Raw genomic sequence first — 19644 nt, forward strand, 5'->3', positions numbered from 1 at the left:
ATGTAAAAACCCTTTTTAGCAGATTAAATCGGCTATTACAATAAAAAAAGATAGCATGAAATTACTCCATGCTACCTTTCTAAAATAAATACTAGGCAAAATACAATTATCTATTGTTCCGTAGGCGTTTTAGGACCGCTAAGCTCCAATTGATAAAAAGCTAAATCTAGCCATTTATTAAACTTATAACCAGCCTTTTTGATTGTACCAGCATGAACAAATCCATAGTTTTCATGTAAAGAAATACTTTTCTCATTTTCCGCATCAATTCCAGCAATTAAAGTCATATATTCTCTTTCTTTTGCAATTGTGATTAATGCTCTCATCAAAGAAGTTCCAATCCCACATTTTCTATATTCCTTATCAACATACACAGAATGCTCAATTGAATATTTGTAGGCAGGCCAAGCTCTAAACGGACCGAGTGTCGCAAAACCTACTACTTTATTATCTAGTTCATATACTAAAATCGGATAACCCTCAGCCTTTTTCTGTTCATACCAATCTATTCTATTTTCAAGGGTTACAGGTTTATATGCATATACAGCGGTTGTATTTAGTATGGCATCATTATAAATATCTAAAATGTATGTTACATCTTTTTCCGTTGCTTCCCTTATCATCGTTTTCTTCCTTTCATATACGTTCTCTTTTTAACTACCTATTTGTTACACGAACACTAGCTTTTCGAAAGCCATCATAAATGTTTAATGAAGCAGATAAAACGTAAATGAGAATCCCTCCACCAATTAGCCACTTTTTAAGTTCTTCCGGAGAAATAGTGAATACATTTGCCACAAACGTAATAAATCCATCGGTAAATATGTGCGGATTTACTACAATTATAATGAATACTATCGTTCCAGCTATTTGGAGAATAGTATTCCCGATTGCCAATCTTTTCGTCCATTGTCCCTGTACTAACTTATATAGAGATATAGCTATTTCAAAAACAATTATCATCACAACGATTGGCCAATACTGAAGTAACACATCTTGATTAAACGTTGGCGCGACAAACTTCAATCCACTTCCCGTACCACTGTATACGCCAACGAGATGATTCGCATAAAAATAAAGTGTAGCCCATATTGCCGTCCACATTAACCCTCCAAAAACTTCAAACTTGGAGATTGCTTTTTTCTTCGGAATATGCGAAATGTTTTTCAAATCATCTGGCGTCCACTTTTTTAAACTTGTCGTCAACGGCTCAGTATCTTTGTTTTTATCCGTTCTTTCTAAAATAGCAAATACAAGTGTTAACCAGAAAAATACATGGAGAGCTACTTCAAAAATTTCTCCAATGCCTTTACCTATTACTTGTAAAATAACATTTAATACTGCTTGATCACCAGTATAACTTAAAAAATTTTCTGCAACCATTGCAATGAGGGCGATAACGGCTGCAATTGGAATGATCATTTTTAATAATGTCATATATACATCAAAATAACGTGGTCCAATTACATGCATCGGTCTATCCAAATATCCATTAGCTAATGAAACCGGACTCCCCAATTTTTCAAGAACTCTTTTTTCATCATCTTCATTATAATCATCAGGCAACATATCCTCAATTGTTGACCGTAGCTCAAGAATAATATCTTCACGATTTTTTTCAGGTAATCTCTTCGCTACTTCCTCGACATAAATATCAATCAAATTCATTCTTGTCCTCCTCCTTTAATAAGTTATAAAGTTCTTTCGAATCCTTTATCCATTCCTTTTTCAACTGCAGGAATATCTCTAATCCGTATTCACTTAAAACATAGTACTTGCGCGGTCTACTCTCTGTTTTATCCCAACTACTCGTCACTAGCTCTTGCTTTTCTAACCGGCGAAGTAGTGGATATAAAGTACTTTGATCGATTGTAATCCCTGATTGCTCCAATAATTGGACAAGTGAATATCCATACTGCGGCATTCTTAATTGGCTTAAAACTGCTAATGTTAATGTGCCTCTTCTTAGCTCAGTAATTAATGAATTTAATAAAGCATCCATGTATTCACCTCATTTCCATTACTATATGTCATACAGTATATGTTTTATACTATGTATCGTACAGTATTAAGGTGACAAATACAATATTTTTTACCAAAAAACGGATAATAAAAAGCACAAATTTGTAATTTGTGCTTTTCTAGCTTACTTATAACACGCTTAACTTTGTAACTCTGGTAATATGAATTCCCCTTTTTCATTAGGAAATGGAACAATATCTATAATTGCATCTATATTAATTGCTCCGTAAACATGCGGATATTCTTGGCCGTTAGAAGCAAGTTCATATTTTATTTCTGCTTTCACTAAGGATGGATCAATTGTCATTAATAAAACATCTTCTTCATAAATGAAAAATTTTTCCGCAACGTTTAAGGCTTGCTCTAAAAATGAACAGTGTATAAATCCCTCTTCTTTTAGTGAAACTTCATTAATCTCTCCATTTATCTTTGCGATTTCCCAATTTCTTTTTGTTATTACTTTTGTAATCATTATCTTGTCCCCTATATATTTATAAAATAAGAAGCTTTTCTATTCATAACTAGAAAAGCCTCTTGAATTTTTATTTCTTAATTAACGGAGATACTTCCCTGCTATGGAAAATCCATAAATCATGAAGTGATCTCGTACATCCGACATATAGTAACTTTGCATCGTGTTTTGTGTTTTTGTAATGTTCCTCATCAACATCGATTAGAATTACAGCGTCAAATTCTAAACCTTTCGCTAAATAGACAGGTACTACCGAAATACCACCTTCATATTTGCTTTGATCTGCTTCAATAACATTTACAGTCAGTCCTGCGCTCGTTAATTTCTCATACATTTCACGGCATTCATCATCTGTTCTTCCGATCACAGCAATTGTTTTCACATCTTCATTTTGTAGATGCTGTAAAGTCTTCATAATTTCAGCGAATTGATCTTCTGTATAAATTATTTTCACTTCTTCACCACTACGGAAAACTGGCATTGCAAGCCCTACTGGAATCTCTGCATTTTTAATTATTTCGTTCGCAAATTCTATAATTTCTTTTGTAGAGCGATAACTTCTCGTCAGTTCATAATAACCTGTTTCTTGGAATACTTCCTTAAAAGCACTCCAATCTTCAATCCCTTGGTAATCATAAATTGCTTGGGATAAATCACCTAATATAGTGAAAGAATTACCTAATGTAATTTCTTTTAATACATAAACTTGGAATGGTGAGAAATCTTGCGCTTCATCAATAACAACGTGATGAAACTTTTGTCCAATTTCAATACCTGTGATGCGGTGATGTATGTATATTAAAGCGGGTAAATCTTCTACATACACTTCTTTTTTACGACAACTTTTTTCAGTTTCTTTCACAAGTTCTTCAGGTAATACCTTGAGTATTTCTTTACTTTTCAATATTGAACTATATATTGAAAGTGAGCTCATTTTCGGCCAAAACTTCATATAACTGTTCAATCTCTTTGTCGCTTCTTTTTTTAATAATTTCTTCTCGTTTGTTTCTCCATACTTTTTCAGTTCAATTTCAATCCAGCGTTTCATACGGCCAACTAAACGTTCTCTTCTTTTCTTTAATGGATAATGTTTATACTCAACTTGCATCCATTTTTTTATATCTTCAACTGGAATAACAGCTTTATCCCATGCCTCAAAATCACTTGTTGGTACTAGTTCTTTTTCAAATTGAACCATTCGCTCTTCAATAAAGGACTTAAATTCTAGCGTACCTTTCAATTTACCAAGCATAACCTTTCTTTCATCACGATTAATAGAAAATGCTTCTTTCAACTTTTCTTCTGTCTGCTTCAGTTTCACCGAATCATCTAACGTACGTAATGCCCAGTCCGGAAATGTTGTTTGACTAATATTCCCTACACCCAATTCAGGAAGTACACTCGAAATATAGTCTAAAAACAGACTATTCGGAGCAAAAACAATCATTCGCTCAGCTTCTAATTGTTCACGATATTCATAAATTAAAAAAGCAAGGCGATGTAAAGCGATCGTTGTTTTACCGCTTCCTGCAACCCCTTGAATAAGTAATGGTAAGTTTCTTTCCGCACGAATAATATCATTTTGCTCCGATTGTATCGTCGAAACAATATCCTTTAGTTTATTATCTTTATTCTCACCTAATCGATATAGAAGAAAATCATCGGCATGCGAGACATCTTCATTTCCTTTTACATATGTATCAATAACACGTTCTAATTCTCTTTTTCGAATAGAGATGTTTCGCTTTAAATAAACATCACCTTCTACTAATCCGTCTGGTGATTGATAAAACGCTAATTCTTCACCGCCGGTAAATGAATAAAACATACTTGCGACAGGTGCCCGCCAATCAATTACAATTGGTTTCATCGTATCTTTATGTGAAACACCTACTTTACCGATATAAATCGGCATAACGTCTTCCTTTCCATCCTCCTGAAAATCTAATCTTCCAAAGTACGGCTCTTGTACACCAATACGTAAGTTTTGCCTATTAGATTCTCTCATACTTTCAAGAATTTGTTCTTTAAAATCATCTCCATAATAAACTGGAATTTTTTCAAGCTGTTCTAATTGATCATCCATCGTACGTAATGTATCTTTCATTTTTTGTAACTCTTCTTCAAAAATGTTGTTCATTTGATGATTCCCTCCTGTCCGTTCTAATTTTTCAGTCGAAATATAATTGTATTAAAAATCCAATTATAAAGTCAAGGGTTTAATTTGTTTTTTCTGAAAAAACTTACTTTTCACCTTTCTAATATTGAAATTCAAATGATATTTTTACATGATAAGAATATATAACATCTAAATCATACAACTACACATATAATAAAGTGATTTATACAAAAGCTGCTATTTTCTATTGTTTAAAAGGACTTTATACTATCTAACTAAGTTCCCTTTACATACTCTCCAGCTTCTTTTCTAGATATCTATTATTTCATTTATAAAATAACCAAGATCACAAAAACAAAAATAAAAGTAAAGGAGTCTATTCAAAATGGCTGCTACCAAAAGAAAACCCCTTAAATTACATTTACTTATTTTTCTGTTCATTGTATTGGCAAGTGGCTGGATTGGGGTATTTCTAGATTCTCTTCTAACGGATCAGCCTGAAGGAAACTCTTTAGGTATGGGATTATGGCTCATATTACCCTTTCTCGTAAGTATTTTACTTAGAATTATTGGTCGAGATTGGAATGGTTTTGGTATCAAGTTAAATTTGAAGGGAAACTTTAAATGTTATTTTATTGCACTACTAATTTATCCTTTCGTTACAGTAATAACGATAAGCATAGCACGTACGTTTGTAGTAGCTAACATATCTAGTTTTGAGATGTCCTCTTTATTTTCCCTCATACTCATGTCTACTATAGGTAATTTTATTAAAAATATTTTTGAAGAGTTTTCTTGGCGCGGTTATTTAACTCCAAAACTCATTGAACTAAAGTTAAACGATTGGTTTATTTATATTATTTCTGGTTTAGTTTGGGCTCTTTGGCATGCCGCTTATTATTTAATTTTTTTACCAAATGAATATTTCGAATCCATTTCAAGGTTACATATGCTTTTATCAGGCTGTATACTTATGGTTTCTTGGTCTATTATGTATGTTGAAATATATAGACTTACAAAGTCAGTATGGCCATGCGTTATTATGCATGCAATTGAAGATGCCGTTCCTACTGTTTTAGTTACAATAACAGGGATTATTACACTTACCAACGGCAGTGATTTTTGGTTAAACCCTATTAGCGGAGTCGTTGCTACTATTGTATTTCTTGGAATTGGGATTGTACTAAGAACCATAAGAATAAAAAAAGAACGGAAATTAAACACGAAAGACAATCAATTATTCACAATATAAGAGCAAAAAAAGAGTAAGGAGTTAATCCCTACTCTTTTTTACTTTTATTCGATATGATAAACATTCATTTAAAGACGCTTGCTCTTTATATTTTCCCTCTTCAAAGTCATACGCTCCTCCTGGGAAAATTCCAACTATACTGAAATGAGCCTCTGCACATAAATTACTAATCTCATCTATCGTATAGCAACGTAAAGATTGTGTCACGATATCATTTGAAGAATCTGTTTCCCACCAGTGGTCCAGCATCCTAGCATTTTCACTATCATATTCATATTTTCGCATTGCAGAATAAATCGGCATTTCTTGTCCATTTGCTTTTTCCCAATATAATGGTTGATAAATATCAATAAGTGCACACCCATCATCTTTCAACCAATTATGGATTCGTTTTAATAAAACCAATTGTTCTTCATCTGTCCCTACACCAAATCCATCTAAATAACTAACAACATCAAACTTTTCTTCAAAGTTAATTTTATAAAAATCAGCGCAATGAATATCTATATCACTAGTAGAATGTTCTTTAGCGAACATAACTAACTCTGGTACAAGCTCAACCGTAGTCATTTTTACATCCAAATTAGACATCGCTCTTGCAAACCCGCCATTTCCAGCACCTAGTTCTAACATCGTCTGAAATGGATATCCCACTTGCTCTTGAATTTCTTCAGCAACTTCCTGTAACCAATTTTCATTATTTATATCATGGCTTAGTAATTCAAATTGTTTTTTATAAAATTCTTTTACATTTAATTCGTTCATTATTATTCTCCTCCTGTACGTTATTTTTCTACTACAGTGGAGAAACTAAATTTCTGACACCCATGAAAAATCCCCCTTTTTATTTCCCTATATTTACAATTTATCAAAAAAATAAGAAATTTAAAAGTGTAAATATAAAAAAGTAGATAATGGATTATTCCACTATCTACTCTTTAGCTACTCTTATTTTTCTTTTTGATACTCCACCCAATCTCCAGAATCAATCACTTTCAATATCATCTTTTTATCTTGAGCGATATACACATATGCCTCTATTTCCCTATCAGCAGCATATATTGTTTGCGTGATTCGATCATATAAATCAGTCTCCGCATTACCTGTATATTCTTCTAGTTCATCTAACTTATGCAATATCTCATCATTTACTTCATAAACTTCACCATAGACCTTTTCTTCACTCGAATAAGTCATGGCTAGATACCCTTCGTTTGTATCAAATAATTTCCCATACGTCCATGCTTTGTCTGCAATGCATATTGCACCTTGCATATAATGAGCATTCGTTTGCTCTTTTCTTAACGTGCCATACACAAAAACGTAATGCATTAATCCCTATCCCCTTTACATGTCACTACTTTCTAATTTGTAAATAAGCACGAATCATAAAGTAACTCACTTCATTCGGAAGTTGTTCCTTTATAGATTTCAAACCACCATCAGCATTTTTCACAGCAGTTTCAATCAGTTGTTCATATTCTGCAGGAACAAAACTGTTCCAGTCTACTTCCATTCCATCTTCAAAACAACGAATTAAATGATTTTCAATCGTTTGTCTTGATAATCCACGTTCTTTCGCAATTTCATCTAGATCAATGCCTTGTTTATACATTTCATACGTTTCCAAATGAGAATTTGCTGAAGCTTTCCCTGACTTCTTCCGCTCTGACACCACTTCTGTTTTAATAGTTTCAGCATAGTTTGGGTTTTCATCAATAAAGTGCTGAACTGCTTGTAAGAAGTGCGAACCATACTTCACAAGTTTATGTTCACCAATCCCTTTCACAGTTAAAAGTTCAGAGTCACTTTGCGGCATTTTTGCGCACATATCTTTCAACGTTTGGTCAGAGAAAATAACGAATGGCGGTACACCTTCTCCTTGCGCAATTTCTTTACGTACTTCACGAAGTACTTCAAATAAAGGATGGTCTTGAACGATTTGTCTTGTCTCTACTCGTTCTTTACGTAAAACATTCTCTTTACCTAGTAACACTTCTTTCCCTTTTTCCGTTACTTTTAGTGTCGGGTAAGTACCATGTTCAACTGCGATTAGCTCGTCTGAAATTAAAAACTCAATAAATTCACTCACTTCTTTTACACTACGATTTGATAAAAGCCCGTAAGTTGGTAAAGTATGAAAATTAAATTCAATGACTTTCTTATTTTTAGATCCAGTTAGTACTTGTGCAATCATTTGTTTACCAAATCGTTGGTTCGTCCTAATCATACAAGATAGAACCATTTGTGATTCTCTCGTCACATCGATACTTTCTCTGTCATCGGTGCAATTACCGCAGCGGCCGCAATCTTCTTTCGGTTCTTCTCCAAAGTATTGCAAAATAAATGATTGTAAACATTGTTCTGTATGACAGTAATCAGTCATATTTTGCAATTTTTCAAGTTCATTTGAAAAACGAGACTCTCCGGTCGATTGATCAATCAAAAAGCGCTGTACTTGCACATCTTGAGAAGAATATAGCAATATACATGCACTATCTAATCCGTCACGGCCAGCACGTCCTGCTTCTTGGTAATAACTTTCCATATTTTTTGGCAGCTGATAATGGATAACGTAACGAATATTCGATTTATCAATCCCCATCCCGAATGCAGATGTCGCTACCATTACACTCACTTCATCACGTAAAAAGAGTTCTTGCTGCTCATTTCGATCGCCATCACTCATACCGGCATGATATTTTGATACAGAAACTCCCGCTTTCATTAAATCCTCATACAACTGATCAACTACTTTTCTAGTAGCTGCATATATAATTCCAGATTCCTTTTGATTTTGACGAATATAATCCGCTAAATATGCATTACGATCTTGTCCTTTAATAACAGAAAATGATAAGTTCTCACGCTCAAACGTTGTCATAATCGTGTTTTCTTGATTAATTCCAAGCGTGTTGCAAATATCATCACGAACTTGTGGTGTTGCCGTAGCAGTTAATGCTAATACGAGCGGCTTTTCTGGAAGATAATCTAATATGCGATGTATATGTAAATAACTTGGACGGAAATCATGTCCCCACTGCGAAATACAGTGCGCCTCATCAATGGCAATCATCGGGATTTTCATATCAATAAGTTGGTCAACAAACTCCATTGAATCAAGTCGCTCAGGCGCTACATAAAGTAACTTATAATGGCCTTGTTTCGCTAATTGAATTCGTTGATTCGCTTCTGCAATTGAAATAGAACTATTAATATAGGTAGCTGAAATACCGTTTTGTACTAATGTATCTACTTGGTCTTTCATAAGTGATATTAAAGGCGATATAACTAACGTTGTTCCTTCAAATACTAATGCGGGAATTTGATAACAAATTGACTTACCACCACCTGTAGGCATAATACAGACAGTATCTTTCCCATCTAATACATTTTTAATTGTTTCATCTTGTCCTCTTCGGAATGACGAATAACCGAAATAAGACGCTAAAAGTTCTTGTGCTTTTGTAAACAAAAAAGAGTCACCTGCTTTTCTTTATCTTTCATCTACTCCTATTATATCATCTCTTATGCATCATGAAAGTGATGAATACATGACTAACAGCCTGCTTTTTCATTATTTTATGCTTCTTTACGTTTTTGAGAATGATTAGCAATTATAACGAATTTCAAAATAAATACACATTTTATTAATTCTCCTTGAATACTACTAATCTTATACATATGAATTCAGGAGGTTACTATATGAAGCACCGTAATATTAGTACCATCAAACAGAAAACGGTATCGAACCAACTCCAATTCTCAAATAATGAAGCGTGGAAATATGAATCATACTATAAGTACCAACCATTATTTTCTTATAGAAAGCTTTTTCATTTTCTTTCTCAACTTTTTAAACGTTAATACACGTGCGAAATAGATCATTCATAATAATTTTCTCAATATAAACCGTATAGACTTACTGCAATACAGTTGGTATTATATGAAATATTCTGTTGGATAAACCCCTTAAGTTGACCTGCTTTTATAAGCGGGTCTTTTTTAATTTTTACATATTTCATAACACTTTTAGATGTAATTATAAATCTTATCACCATTTTATAACCATAATCCACTCACTACAAATGGTGATAATTACAAAAGGTAAAATATAAATACTTAACATTTAAATATCTAATTCTTTTTTCTCAATACACAAAACGAAATTCACTTGTTACTATAAAGGTACTCCAGATGAGTTTTTGCTCATCGACATTATCTAGTTAAAGGGACCTGCCGCGGGAAGCAGGTTCCTTTGACTTTATTAAAGACTCAATTTCATTTGGACACATTTACCAGGTTTTTTTAATAGAATTTTATGATAATATTACGTAGTCGAGTCCGACATCTCGGCAATACCCTTTTGAGGATCTGCAACTTCCCTTGCAGATCCTCTTTTACTTTATATTCAATTTATTTATATATACCGCAACAACATTCATTAAATTTCTCCATATCAATTTCTAAAATTAATCTAGGACACGTAACTAAAAATAAACCTTTATCATACTTTGAGTTATACATGTTCAAAGGAGTGTTACTATTTATGTATTCATATTGGCAGTCGTATTACTCCCCCTATCATAATCCTTATGTAAACTTTGATGTATCTGTACGTAACTACCGAATTAGTAAAAACGAGAATTTTTTAAAAGGTTACATGCGTTCTTTATGGGAACAACACGTCACTTGGACGAGATTAGCTATTATAAGTATTGTCTTTCATTTACCAGACGTTAATGTTACAGTTGGGCGTCTTCTCCAAAATGCAACGCATATGGGACTATCTCTTGAACCATTCTATGGTGAAGATGCAGTGAAAAAATATAGTGCATTAATTAAAGAGCACTTAGTAATTGCAGCGGATCTTGTTAAAGCCGCAAAAGCTGGTGATCAAAATGCAGCTACCGCTATAGAGAAAAAATGGTACGCTAACGGTGATGAAATTGTGGCTTTTCTTACTAGCATCAACCCATATATTGAAAAAGAAGAATTTAGAAAAATGTTTTATGAACATTTAGCACTTACGAAAGCAGAAGCACTAGCATTCCTAAATAAAGATTATGAAGCAAGCGTAAAACTGTACGATAAAATTGAAAAAGAAGCATTAGAAATGGCCGACATGATAACAAATGCAATCGTAAAACAATTCCCGCAAGTGTTTCAATAACAATAAGCCGATTTGAAAAAAACAAATTGGCTTATTAAACTTTCTATCAATGATATTTCTCCTATCCTCTTTACATTTAACGTATATCGATATATTTTATTAATATCCGTTTTTTATAGGAGGAAACAGTTTGATTAACGCCATTGGTCTCGTATTTATACTCACAAATAAACATGAGAAAAAGAAGAAAGTTTATCTAAATGAAAAATTCGCATTAATAGATATTATTGATTCTAAGGAAGTAATTGATGATGAAGGTAACTCACTAGTAGAACTAACATGTAAATACAGTATATATTTAGATGAAAAATACTACTGTAAATCACTTGATGATTATACTGGACAAGTATTTCCGTTCTTAAGCGCTAAAATAGGAAAAGGACTTCTCAGAAATTTAAATTACTACTTTTCTTACGTTGATGCCTATGATAAAAAACCACCCGTTAAAGAAATTAGACCACTTATGAAACAAGTAACGAACAGATAGTGAAAATCACTCCAAAAAGAAAACATCTAATTTCAGATGTTTTCTTTTTGAATCTAGAACTAGTTACCTTTCATCCTCTTCTAAATATATGTATCCAAGCATACTTTAAATTAAAAACATTGGAGGATTAAACTGAATGAAATACACAGAAACAATTGTAAGTAAACGGCTTCGAACACTTAAAATATGTAGTATGTTTATCATGCTAGTTTTAATCGCATGGATTGGATATACAAAATTACTTTATGAAAAAGGATTTCTTCAAGAAAAGAAAAATTCAGTTGACGTAATGAATACTAGTATTACAGGAGAAATTGAACAGAATTCCCATGTAAACTTACAAGGTTATCGTAAAACAGACCTTGATACTATTATAGATGCAAGTAGGACTGATCCGAGCGAACTATCCTTAATTGAAATTATCAATACATCTTGTTCACGAGATTGCATAGGTGAACCATTGACATATGTAAATGCAAACAATGGATATATTTTTTATAAGGAGTCTACTGGAACTAATGTAACTATAAAGATAAAAAAACAAGATAAATGGAAAATTGTAAAAAAATCTGTTCAAGATGGAATATAACCTTATAAAATTAAAGAGTACTTAACGTACTCTTTTTATTATTAATACCCTTCATGTTTACAATGACATTTCGGTTTCTCTTTACAATGACATTTTTCACAATCACATTTCGGTTTCTCCTTGCAGCAACACTCTTCACAATCGCACTTCGGTTTCTCTTTGCAACGACATTCGTGACAATTCCTACACCTACATCTTCCAAACATTAAATCGTCCCAAAATGAACGCCTACAATTACAATGATTCCCCATGAATATGCATCCTCCTAATTAGAATTCATCATATTTTATGTTTACAAGTATAAAAATGCTTGTTTGCTAGTCTATATTCTAGTTTTTATAAATACAGTTTTAATATTATACTTTTCTGATAGTCCTTCCATATCTATTTAAAGGGACTACTACAAAGAAAAAAGCCCAATATTGATATTATTTGGGCTTTTTTCTCTCACACAATATATAAAAACTGAAAGGCTCAAACTAAAAGTTGGCTATAACTCTCTCCCTTCCTCTACAGCCCCTTTCAACCTCTGCAACATATACCCAATCCCTTTACATCCTGCTAACGGATACGTAATGATTTCTTCTGGATATAATTGTGTTACTACCTTCTTATGCTTCTTACCTGCGAGTAAGACGATTTCATCAAACTGAAGCAAGTCCTTTTCAATCATCTGTTGTTTTAATTGTTCCATACTAATAATCTCATCACTCTTTGAATCAAACGCAAGATCATAGTTTTCTAGTACAATATCATTTGGCCTTAAAAATCCATGCTTCGCCGATAATATAACCCAATTCTCGAAAAACTTAGTTGCATATGCCTGACATGCTTTTCCGAATGGGCTAATATATACATCCTTTGCCTCCATCGGTCCATAATCAGGATACTTATCCCAAATTTTCTTCTTTCCGCATGGAATTATGCATAACCTTTTCATCGTTTTTTCTTACCTCATTTCTAACTTTTTAAATATAAAAATATAGAACCCTCTACTTCTTCATACTCAGCTTCTATATCTCCAATCCCCACTACGTTCCAACCACTCTTTGTTTCTATCGGTTTTTCGTTCATTATGATATGAACTTGTGTCATATTTTTAAAATCTTCTTCAAAAGATACTAAAACAGGTTGATTTATCATATATGTTTTATTATGTATACTTACACTTAAAAAAGTTTTATGTAATGCTTTATTTCCGTTTAACTTTACATTCATTGGATTAAACGAATTTAATTTTATATTGCCTATAATATACAAATGATACCCTTTCTCCTCATAAAAGTGGTTAAAATCCTTGTCTTTTTCGTCTTGAATAAAATGAAGGATTTGCTTCGTTTTTTCACTAACTGTAATTTCATTATTTAAACTCAAATCCACATTTATATTTTGTTTTAAAAAAGCATATAACGATTTATCACTATTAAAGAAGCTCTTTTTCCATTCAGGGAGGACTTCATCTAATAATAAACATAAAAGCATTCCTGAGCTATAGCAGCTCTTTCTAATGTTACAATTAGCTTCATATGCATCTAAAATGAGTCCGCTATATTTTCGTAATGTGTCGCTTTCATCATTTTTACATACTGCATTGTAAGCATTCATTTCAACATACCAAGCAGGCCCCTCTATACTTTCAATCATATGCTCATATGTTATAAAATTTTCTCCCATAACACTAGCTCTTTGCTCTCTTAGTTTAATAAATTGCTTAATATAATTAATTTTCTCTTCTTGAGATTTACAATGAACAACATCATATAAACAAATTCGTTCTTTATTTCGTAATTCTATGTTTTCTTCTATTATAGGATATTGAAATCCTATAGATTCATTTGGAAATCTACTCTCTTTATTCAAATATTGATAGCAATGAAACAGTTCATGCACCACAATCGCAAGTAAACTTGCATAATCTTTATATCTATTCATATTCACGATGGCAGTTGGATAATCTTTGAATAGAATACAAGTATCACCTTTAAATTGTTCATCCCACTTTAAAACACTATACTCATCATTATCTTTCAAAAATAGAGGATGATGAAATACATACACATGCTCATCATCGTATAGTGCAAATGCAGCCCTCTTAAAACCAGGCCATAGCGTATTCAATAATTCTATACTTACATCTTTCTTTATTCGATTTAATATATTGTTCATTATATGTAACACCCCTATATCATTCTACATACACCTATTCTATTCCACTTAAAAACAACCCTTTTATCTACATAAATATTAGAAAAACATATTTGTTATCTCAAGCTATAATGTATTATATAAATATATATGTGATGATTTTCTGAAAAGGAGGTGAACAAATGAAAAATATAACCCCTGCACTAGTACTCTATATTGTTGTTTGTATAATCGCTATGCTTGCTCCAGCATCTCAAGGCTATAATCATGTTGGCTGGAAGTTGTTTGTTGGGCAAGTGTATGCTATACCTATTTTCCTCATTACTGCTATTATTACATTTTATATAAACAAGAAAAAATCTACAAATAAACAGTTATAAGGATAGCGAATGCTATCCTTTATTTTAATTCGTTAATTAGATCCCAAATAACCAATGCAGTACTTTCAATCCTTTCTTCCGAAAAGTCAAACGTGACACCGGTTTTTTCATATATTTCTTGTATAGGTAGGTTCCAATCTGCACTCGCTCCCTCTTTAAAGAAAGCAATCGCTTTTTCTGGGTCCTCTCGATATATTTGAAACAATTGCATTGCTCCTATTTGTGCAACTGCGTATTCAATTTGATAAAAAGGAAACTGAACATAATGAAATGACTCTAACCAGCTTGCACCGATTTCATCCTCTAATCCTGCAATGTCGACTGATGAATATTGATACCTTTTGCATAGTTCTGCGTATTTCTTATCACGCTCTTCTGGTGTATGGTTTGGATTTGCATAAAGCCAATGCTGGAATACATCTCCTGCAATTGACGACATTAATAAAGACAAAGCACGATATAATTGTACGCACTGCACTTCTTTATATTCATTCTCTTGCTTATAAAAAACATTCAACTTATCCATTACTAATAACTCAAGACTGAGTGAATAAAGCTCAGCCACCTCTTCGCGCATATATCTTTCCTGCATGCTACTATCATTGTTAAATTGTTTATAAAAATGAAATGCATGCCCCACTTCATGTATGAGTGCATTTATTGCATAAAAAGATGGACTAAAATTAGAATACACAAAAACCTCTTTACTATGAGGCAATGTAAAGCAAGCAGCTCCTGGTGCTTTATTTCCACGTTCTTCTACATCAACTAATCCCGCTTTTCGTATATGGTTAAATTTCTCATAAAAATATAAATCTGTCTTCCGAAATATTTCTTCCACCCCATCCAATAAATCTATAGCATTTTGGAATGGGACTTTTGGTAAATTACATGGAGAAAGATCCCAAGGGCGATACGTTTTTACACCGAGATTCTTTTTAGAAATACTTCCTAACTGTTTCCAAATTGGTACAACATACTTTTCTATAGATTCATGAAGCTTATAGCACTCTTCAATACTGTAATCTCTGTTTTTTTGTTCAAAAGCATATTCACTATAATTATGAAATCCTGCATGTAAAGCGATCTCATTCCGTAATTGTACGAGCTCATTCATAATACAATCTATTTCCATTTTCACCGCACTTCTTGCTGTAAATAAAGCGTACCAAGCTTTTTCACGAATAGCTCTATTAGGATTTTCTAGCTTTGCTTTTACGTATGCATACGTTTTTTGCTCGCCTTCCCAATTAATAGATATGTTAGACATTATTTCTCTATATTTCGTAATAAGCTCTTGCTCTTTAACGGAAAGAGCAATGTTTTTTTCATTAAACATTTTACTTTTTGCCAATCTCGCTTTTTTCATAAATCCATATTTCTGCTCATCTAATAAGTCGGAAAACTGACACTCTCTAAATTTCTGGTCAAATTTTGCATTGTATCTTTTTAAAAGTGGCTGAATTGTATTTTCGTTATACATATGTAAATCACGTATATTGCTATCGTTTGTATCTCTATACATGGAAATTAAACTATTTGTTATCTCCTCTTCTACTTCAGCGGTTACACGCAGTTCCTCCGAAAGCCAACTTTCTAATTCTGAAACAGACGTATTATTTCGCTCTAAAAGAGACTGTAATTTACTCTCCAAATCATTAAACATACACAATCCTCCTGTTTTAAATTTTAAATTTTCTGTTTTTTATAGATAGAAAAAGACAAGTAGCCAATCTGACTACTTGTCCTTGCTGTTTATCTGTACGCAATAGAATTAAGCTTGGAATGCTTCTGTTAATACTGGTACAATTTGTTTTTTACGAGATACTACACCTTTTAATGTAGCAGTGTTGTTTTCTAGAGATACGTTGTATGCTTTCTCAACAATGTTTGCTGCTTTACCGATCGCAAGACCAACAGAATCGTTAGTTAAGATATCAGTTACAACGAATAAGAATAGGTCTAAACCTTTTTCTTCTACTACTGCAGAGATAACTTTTTCAAGTTCCGCTTGGTGTACAAGAACGTCGTTTGTATCAACAGCGTTTACTTGTGCGATTTCAACTTTCGCATTACCCATTTGGAATTCTTTAGCGTCAAGAGAGATTAATTGCTCCATTGTTTTTCCGCTTAAGTCAGCACCAGCTTTTAACATTTCTAAGCCGTAGTTATCAGCATCTACACCAGCGATTTCCGCTAATTCACGAGCTGCTGCTACGTCTTGTTCTGTGCAAGTTGGAGATTTAAATAGTAAAGAATCTGAAATGATTGCAGATAACATTAAACCTGCAACTTCTTTACGAATTGTAACGCCATTTTCTTTGTACATTTTGTTTAAGATTGTAGCTGTACAACCAACTGGCTCACAACGGTAGTAAATAGGATCGCTTGTTTCAAAGTTAGCAATACGGTGATGGTCAATAACTTCTAACACACGAACAGATTCGATATCGTTAGCACTTTGTTGACGCTCGTTATGATCAACTAAAATAACGTTGTCCACTTCGCTTGCAACTGTCTCAACAAAACGCGGTCCTTCTACTTTAAAATAGTCTAACGCAAATTGAGTTTCACCGCTGATTTCGCCTAAACGTACAGGCTCAGCATTCATTCCTAATTCTTTTTTCAATTCTGCATAAGCAATTGCAGAGCAAATTGCATCTGTATCTGGGTTTTTATGCCCGAAAACTAGTACTTTTTCCATGTTTTCCACCTCTTCATGAAAAGGATATCTTAAAGAAGCAAATATGACAATATTTAAAGCATAATTTTTTATAAATAATTGCACTTTCTTCTATATTTTTCATCGTTTTGCGTAAAAAGATCATCTAAAATGAATTAGATGATCGAAGTGTATACTTTATTTAAAATAATGTAGGAACTTGCACTACATGATTTAGCATGTTATTTGATGGTAAACCGTTATTTACAAGGTTTACATCTATAACTTGATAAAACGCATTTCCAGTGTCTGCAATTTCCCAAACAGCTAAAATAAGATGGTATCCACTACGGTCAGTTGGTACATTTGCTTCATGCGTTACTGTTGTCCCTGGTCTAGCTCCTCCATCATTTTTCATATAGAAAGGCACTAAATCTAAATCAGACCTCGTTAAAGGCTTGTTTGGATTCCAATCTTTCTTCGTAATATAATATTTCCACTCTTTCGTACTATGAGGAGCCGTTAGTTTCCACTTGAATGTATTCGTCCCGCCATTTAACGTAACTTTCTTCCATCTATCTACAGTCTGGACATCTAAAGCAGGGAAATGGCCAGCTCCTGCGATTTGTCCATCAGAAGGTCCTAATTGCGGGAATCCACCTATTCCTTCTACACTTTGCGGCTCATATTGAATCGGACCGCAATTTACATTTACCCCTTGCTTACATAAATAAGAACGGCTCGCTGGTGATTCTACGTATCCATGAGCTGAAGCCTTTTCTGAAAAACCGAAAGTTAACAATCCTGTAAGTAATATCCCACCACTTAATATAACTTTCTTCACCTTCTGTAAACCTTTCGTTTTCATCTCTTCATCCCCTTTCCCATAATAAAGCGAAAATAACTATAGTTGCCTAGTCATCTTCTCTACATCCATTATAAGTCGAGGAGCATAACGAAAAGAACCCTCTAAAAACTTTCTCAAATTCATTTCGTCCATTATACAAATTCAAATAACACCGCTAGAGAAATATAGACGGTGTTAAAAATCGTGGTTTATTATTTTGTGCATAATAGCTTTTTAATCGTAACTTATAAAACTTTATAATAAATAACTGTGGCATCTAAATTACCATTTGGAGATATTGCGTATTCTGGTATTTTTCCAACTTCTTGATAGTCTAATGATTTATACAATCTATTAGAAGGGTCTCCTTCTCTCGTATCTAACACTAAAAGAGACCTATTTTCTTGCTTCGCTCTTTCCTCTGCTTTTTGCATAAGTAAACGTCCAATGCCATTACGTCTAAAGTTTGGATGAGTCATTAACTTACAAATCTCGGCTCTATGAATTCCGTTAGGCTTTGTAACCAAATGTAGCTGAATACTCCCTGCCAATTCATTGTTTATTTTAGCAACATATAATATCACTTCTGGTGCTATAACAGTTTGCCAATACTTTGTTGATTCCTTTTGTTCCAGTGGAGGTAAAAAACCAATTGACGCCCCATCATCTACAACTGCCTTCAAAAGTTTAGAAAGCTCTTCCACATCATCTTTTATTTGCTTAATTTCTTCAATTACTATATTTTGCATTACTAATCCCCCTTTTGTTTCATTGTACCAAGTTTTATAGAAGGAATAACAGGTTACTAAGATGAAATTATTTAAGGTACAATTTTTTCAGAGAAAGGATACTTATATGAAGTATATATTAGATAGGACATACGCAAGAGAACTTCTCGAGTGGGCATATGAACAAAACCCTGGTCCGTGGTTCGAACATTCATGTAATGTTGCTCTTGCAACTGAAAAGATAGTTGTGGAACTTATTCATAATGGGTATGACCTAAATGCTGACATTGCATATAATGCTGCCCTACTGCATGATATAGGAAGGTATAAAGGTTTTACTAAATCTGTTATTCATTCCTATGATGGTTATATGTATATGAATGATTTAGGGTATATAGGAAACGCGATTATTTGCGTGACACATTCATTCCCGTGCAAAAATGAACATTTAGATATAGCAGCGGAGTGGCCCCTTGTTCCTGATTATATGAAAAGCCGATTAATTGAAATATTAAATGAAAATAGTGACTACGACTTATACAATAAGGTCATTACCCTTTGTGACGCACTTGCTGATGCAGAGGGCTTTACTACTCTTGAAAAAAGATTAATTTCAGTTGGTTTACGACATGGAACAACCTCTCATTCTTCTTTACATTGGAAAGGCTTCTATACAATTAAGAATGAATTAGAATCTTTAATCGGTAAGAGCATATACAAAGTTCTTCCTGACATAGAGAAGTCGATTTATAAAAAATATGGAATGTT

20 protein-coding genes and 1 pseudogene are annotated in these 19644 nt (G+C 33.1%); 6 read left to right on the forward strand and 15 right to left on the reverse strand.

Annotation, left to right across the window (positions count from 1 at the left end; genetic code table 11):
* Nucleotides 1-110: 110 nt before the first annotated feature.
* From ATN06_RS14080 to ATN06_RS14100, 5 genes are all read right to left on the reverse strand, one after another.
* Entirely contained in the window at nt 111-623 is a 513-nt protein-coding gene (locus tag ATN06_RS14080) for a GNAT family N-acetyltransferase (protein ID WP_060631157.1), read from the reverse strand.
* A gap of 34 nt (nt 624-657) precedes the next feature.
* Nucleotides 658-1668, reverse strand: a complete 1011-nt coding sequence (locus ATN06_RS14085) for an HAAS signaling domain-containing protein (protein WP_060631158.1) — start codon at nt 1666-1668, stop codon at nt 658-660.
* On the reverse strand, nt 1655-2002 hold the full coding sequence (locus tag ATN06_RS14090; RefSeq protein ID WP_060631159.1) for a PadR family transcriptional regulator: 348 nt from the start codon (nt 2000-2002) through the stop codon (nt 1655-1657). The genes ATN06_RS14085 and ATN06_RS14090 overlap by 14 nt, the downstream gene beginning before the upstream one ends.
* Nucleotides 2003-2161: 159 nt before the next feature.
* Entirely contained in the window at nt 2162-2494 is a 333-nt protein-coding gene (locus tag ATN06_RS14095; RefSeq protein ID WP_060631160.1) for a DUF952 domain-containing protein, read from the reverse strand.
* A 70-nt stretch (nt 2495-2564) separates the two neighbouring features.
* A complete protein-coding gene (locus tag ATN06_RS14100) occupies nt 2565-4634 on the reverse strand; it encodes a HelD family protein (protein ID WP_060631161.1) in 2070 nt (689 codons plus the stop codon).
* Between the two features lie 364 nt (nt 4635-4998).
* Between ATN06_RS14100 and ATN06_RS14105 the strand changes: the two genes are divergently transcribed.
* On the forward strand, nt 4999-5865 hold the full coding sequence (locus tag ATN06_RS14105; RefSeq protein WP_060631162.1) for a CPBP family glutamic-type intramembrane protease: 867 nt from the start codon (nt 4999-5001) through the stop codon (nt 5863-5865).
* Nucleotides 5866-5886: 21 nt separating this feature from the next.
* On the opposite strand, the gene ATN06_RS14110 is transcribed toward ATN06_RS14105, so the two are convergent.
* The 3 genes from ATN06_RS14110 to recQ all read right to left on the reverse strand — a co-directional run bounded on the left by ATN06_RS14110 (nt 5887) and on the right by recQ (nt 9340).
* Nucleotides 5887-6630, reverse strand: coding sequence for a class I SAM-dependent methyltransferase (locus ATN06_RS14110; RefSeq protein ID WP_033691757.1), 744 nt, complete (start codon nt 6628-6630; stop codon nt 5887-5889).
* 183 nt (nt 6631-6813) lie between these two features.
* Nucleotides 6814-7197 (reverse strand): gamma-glutamylcyclotransferase family protein, encoded by a 384-nt coding sequence (locus tag ATN06_RS14115; RefSeq protein WP_060631163.1) that lies wholly within the window; start codon nt 7195-7197, stop codon nt 6814-6816.
* A 25-nt stretch (nt 7198-7222) separates the two neighbouring features.
* Nucleotides 7223-9340: a DNA helicase RecQ gene (gene recQ, locus ATN06_RS14120; RefSeq protein ID WP_060631164.1), complete on the reverse strand. Its 2118-nt coding sequence runs from the start codon at nt 9338-9340 to the stop codon at nt 7223-7225.
* 1074 nt (nt 9341-10414) lie between these two features.
* On the opposite strand from recQ, the gene ATN06_RS14130 reads away from it, so the two are divergent.
* The 3 genes from ATN06_RS14130 to ATN06_RS14140 all read left to right on the forward strand — a co-directional run bounded on the left by ATN06_RS14130 (nt 10415) and on the right by ATN06_RS14140 (nt 12114).
* Nucleotides 10415-11038, forward strand: a complete 624-nt coding sequence (locus tag ATN06_RS14130) for a hypothetical protein (protein ID WP_060631166.1) — start codon at nt 10415-10417, stop codon at nt 11036-11038.
* A gap of 130 nt (nt 11039-11168) precedes the next feature.
* Nucleotides 11169-11525, forward strand: coding sequence for a hypothetical protein (locus tag ATN06_RS14135; protein WP_000606238.1), 357 nt, complete (start codon nt 11169-11171; stop codon nt 11523-11525).
* Nucleotides 11526-11661: 136 nt separating this feature from the next.
* The gene (locus ATN06_RS14140) at nt 11662-12114 is read left to right on the forward strand and encodes a hypothetical protein (protein ID WP_060631167.1); all 453 of its coding nucleotides are present in this window, start codon (nt 11662-11664) and stop codon (nt 12112-12114) included.
* Between the two features lie 10 nt (nt 12115-12124).
* Here the strand turns inward: ATN06_RS14140 and ATN06_RS14145 are convergent, their stop codons facing one another.
* The 3 genes from ATN06_RS14145 to ATN06_RS14155 form a co-directional block, all read right to left on the reverse strand.
* Nucleotides 12125-12316, reverse strand: a complete 192-nt coding sequence (locus ATN06_RS14145) for a hypothetical protein (protein WP_060631168.1) — start codon at nt 12314-12316, stop codon at nt 12125-12127.
* Nucleotides 12317-12604: 288 nt separating this feature from the next.
* Nucleotides 12605-13054 (reverse strand): DUF6884 domain-containing protein, encoded by a 450-nt coding sequence (locus ATN06_RS14150; protein ID WP_060631169.1) that lies wholly within the window; start codon nt 13052-13054, stop codon nt 12605-12607.
* Nucleotides 13055-13074: 20 nt separating this feature from the next.
* Nucleotides 13075-14280 carry a hypothetical protein gene (locus tag ATN06_RS14155; RefSeq protein ID WP_060631170.1) on the reverse strand — a complete coding sequence of 402 codons (1206 nt, stop codon included), beginning with the start codon at nt 14278-14280 and terminating at the stop codon, nt 13075-13077.
* A gap of 161 nt (nt 14281-14441) precedes the next feature.
* Here ATN06_RS14155 and ATN06_RS14160 point away from each other — a divergent pair, with 161 nt between their 5' ends.
* Nucleotides 14442-14639: a DUF4017 family protein gene (locus tag ATN06_RS14160; protein WP_060631171.1), complete on the forward strand. Its 198-nt coding sequence runs from the start codon at nt 14442-14444 to the stop codon at nt 14637-14639.
* A gap of 19 nt (nt 14640-14658) precedes the next feature.
* Here ATN06_RS14160 and ATN06_RS14165 read toward each other — a convergent pair whose 3' ends face one another.
* From ATN06_RS14165 to ATN06_RS14180, 4 genes are all read right to left on the reverse strand, one after another.
* On the reverse strand, nt 14659-16305 hold the full coding sequence (locus ATN06_RS14165; protein WP_060631172.1) for a M3 family oligoendopeptidase: 1647 nt from the start codon (nt 16303-16305) through the stop codon (nt 14659-14661).
* Nucleotides 16306-16413: 108 nt separating this feature from the next.
* On the reverse strand, nt 16414-17343 hold the full coding sequence (gene ppaC / locus ATN06_RS14170; protein WP_060631173.1) for a manganese-dependent inorganic pyrophosphatase: 930 nt from the start codon (nt 17341-17343) through the stop codon (nt 16414-16416).
* A gap of 160 nt (nt 17344-17503) precedes the next feature.
* Nucleotides 17504-18169 carry a lytic polysaccharide monooxygenase gene (locus ATN06_RS14175; RefSeq protein WP_060631174.1) on the reverse strand — a complete coding sequence of 222 codons (666 nt, stop codon included), beginning with the start codon at nt 18167-18169 and terminating at the stop codon, nt 17504-17506.
* A gap of 224 nt (nt 18170-18393) precedes the next feature.
* Nucleotides 18394-18897, reverse strand: coding sequence for a GNAT family N-acetyltransferase (locus ATN06_RS14180; RefSeq protein ID WP_060631175.1), 504 nt, complete (start codon nt 18895-18897; stop codon nt 18394-18396).
* Nucleotides 18898-19003: 106 nt separating this feature from the next.
* On the opposite strand from ATN06_RS14180, the pseudogene ATN06_RS14185 reads away from it, so the two are divergent.
* A pseudogene (locus ATN06_RS14185) lies at nt 19004-19630 on the forward strand (HD domain-containing protein); the annotation flags it as partial.
* Between the last annotated feature and the right edge of the window lie 14 nt (nt 19631-19644).

The organism is Bacillus thuringiensis (assembly GCF_001455345.1).
Classification (GTDB): Bacteria; Bacillota; Bacilli; order Bacillales; family Bacillaceae_G; genus Bacillus_A; species Bacillus_A thuringiensis_N.

Excerpts from the sequence above, each read along its gene's own strand:
- ATN06_RS14140 (WP_060631167.1), top strand. The coding sequence starts at position 11,662 with ATGAAATACACAGAAACAATTGTAAGTAAACGGCTTCGAACACTTAAA.
- ATN06_RS14080 (WP_060631157.1), bottom strand. The coding sequence starts at position 623 with ATGATAAGGGAAGCAACGGAAAAAGATGTAACATACATTTTAGATATT.
- ATN06_RS14160 (WP_060631171.1), top strand. The coding sequence starts at position 14,442 with ATGAAAAATATAACCCCTGCACTAGTACTCTATATTGTTGTTTGTATA.
- ATN06_RS14130 (WP_060631166.1), top strand. The coding sequence starts at position 10,415 with ATGTATTCATATTGGCAGTCGTATTACTCCCCCTATCATAATCCTTAT.
- ATN06_RS14085 (WP_060631158.1), bottom strand. The coding sequence starts at position 1,668 with ATGAATTTGATTGATATTTATGTCGAGGAAGTAGCGAAGAGATTACCT.
- ppaC (WP_060631173.1), bottom strand. The coding sequence starts at position 17,343 with ATGGAAAAAGTACTAGTTTTCGGGCATAAAAACCCAGATACAGATGCA.
- ATN06_RS14090 (WP_060631159.1), bottom strand. The coding sequence starts at position 2,002 with ATGGATGCTTTATTAAATTCATTAATTACTGAGCTAAGAAGAGGCACA.
- ATN06_RS14100 (WP_060631161.1), bottom strand. The coding sequence starts at position 4,634 with ATGAACAACATTTTTGAAGAAGAGTTACAAAAAATGAAAGATACATTA.
- ATN06_RS14150 (WP_060631169.1), bottom strand. The coding sequence starts at position 13,054 with ATGAAAAGGTTATGCATAATTCCATGCGGAAAGAAGAAAATTTGGGAT.
- ATN06_RS14175 (WP_060631174.1), bottom strand. The coding sequence starts at position 18,169 with ATGAAAACGAAAGGTTTACAGAAGGTGAAGAAAGTTATATTAAGTGGT.
- ATN06_RS14115 (WP_060631163.1), bottom strand. The coding sequence starts at position 7,197 with ATGCATTACGTTTTTGTGTATGGCACGTTAAGAAAAGAGCAAACGAAT.
- ATN06_RS14180 (WP_060631175.1), bottom strand. The coding sequence starts at position 18,897 with ATGCAAAATATAGTAATTGAAGAAATTAAGCAAATAAAAGATGATGTG.
- ATN06_RS14110 (WP_033691757.1), bottom strand. The coding sequence starts at position 6,630 with ATGAACGAATTAAATGTAAAAGAATTTTATAAAAAACAATTTGAATTA.
- ATN06_RS14165 (WP_060631172.1), bottom strand. The coding sequence starts at position 16,305 with ATGTTTAATGATTTGGAGAGTAAATTACAGTCTCTTTTAGAGCGAAAT.
- ATN06_RS14105 (WP_060631162.1), top strand. The coding sequence starts at position 4,999 with ATGGCTGCTACCAAAAGAAAACCCCTTAAATTACATTTACTTATTTTT.
- ATN06_RS14155 (WP_060631170.1), bottom strand. The coding sequence starts at position 14,280 with ATGAACAATATATTAAATCGAATAAAGAAAGATGTAAGTATAGAATTA.
- ATN06_RS14095 (WP_060631160.1), bottom strand. The coding sequence starts at position 2,494 with ATGATTACAAAAGTAATAACAAAAAGAAATTGGGAAATCGCAAAGATA.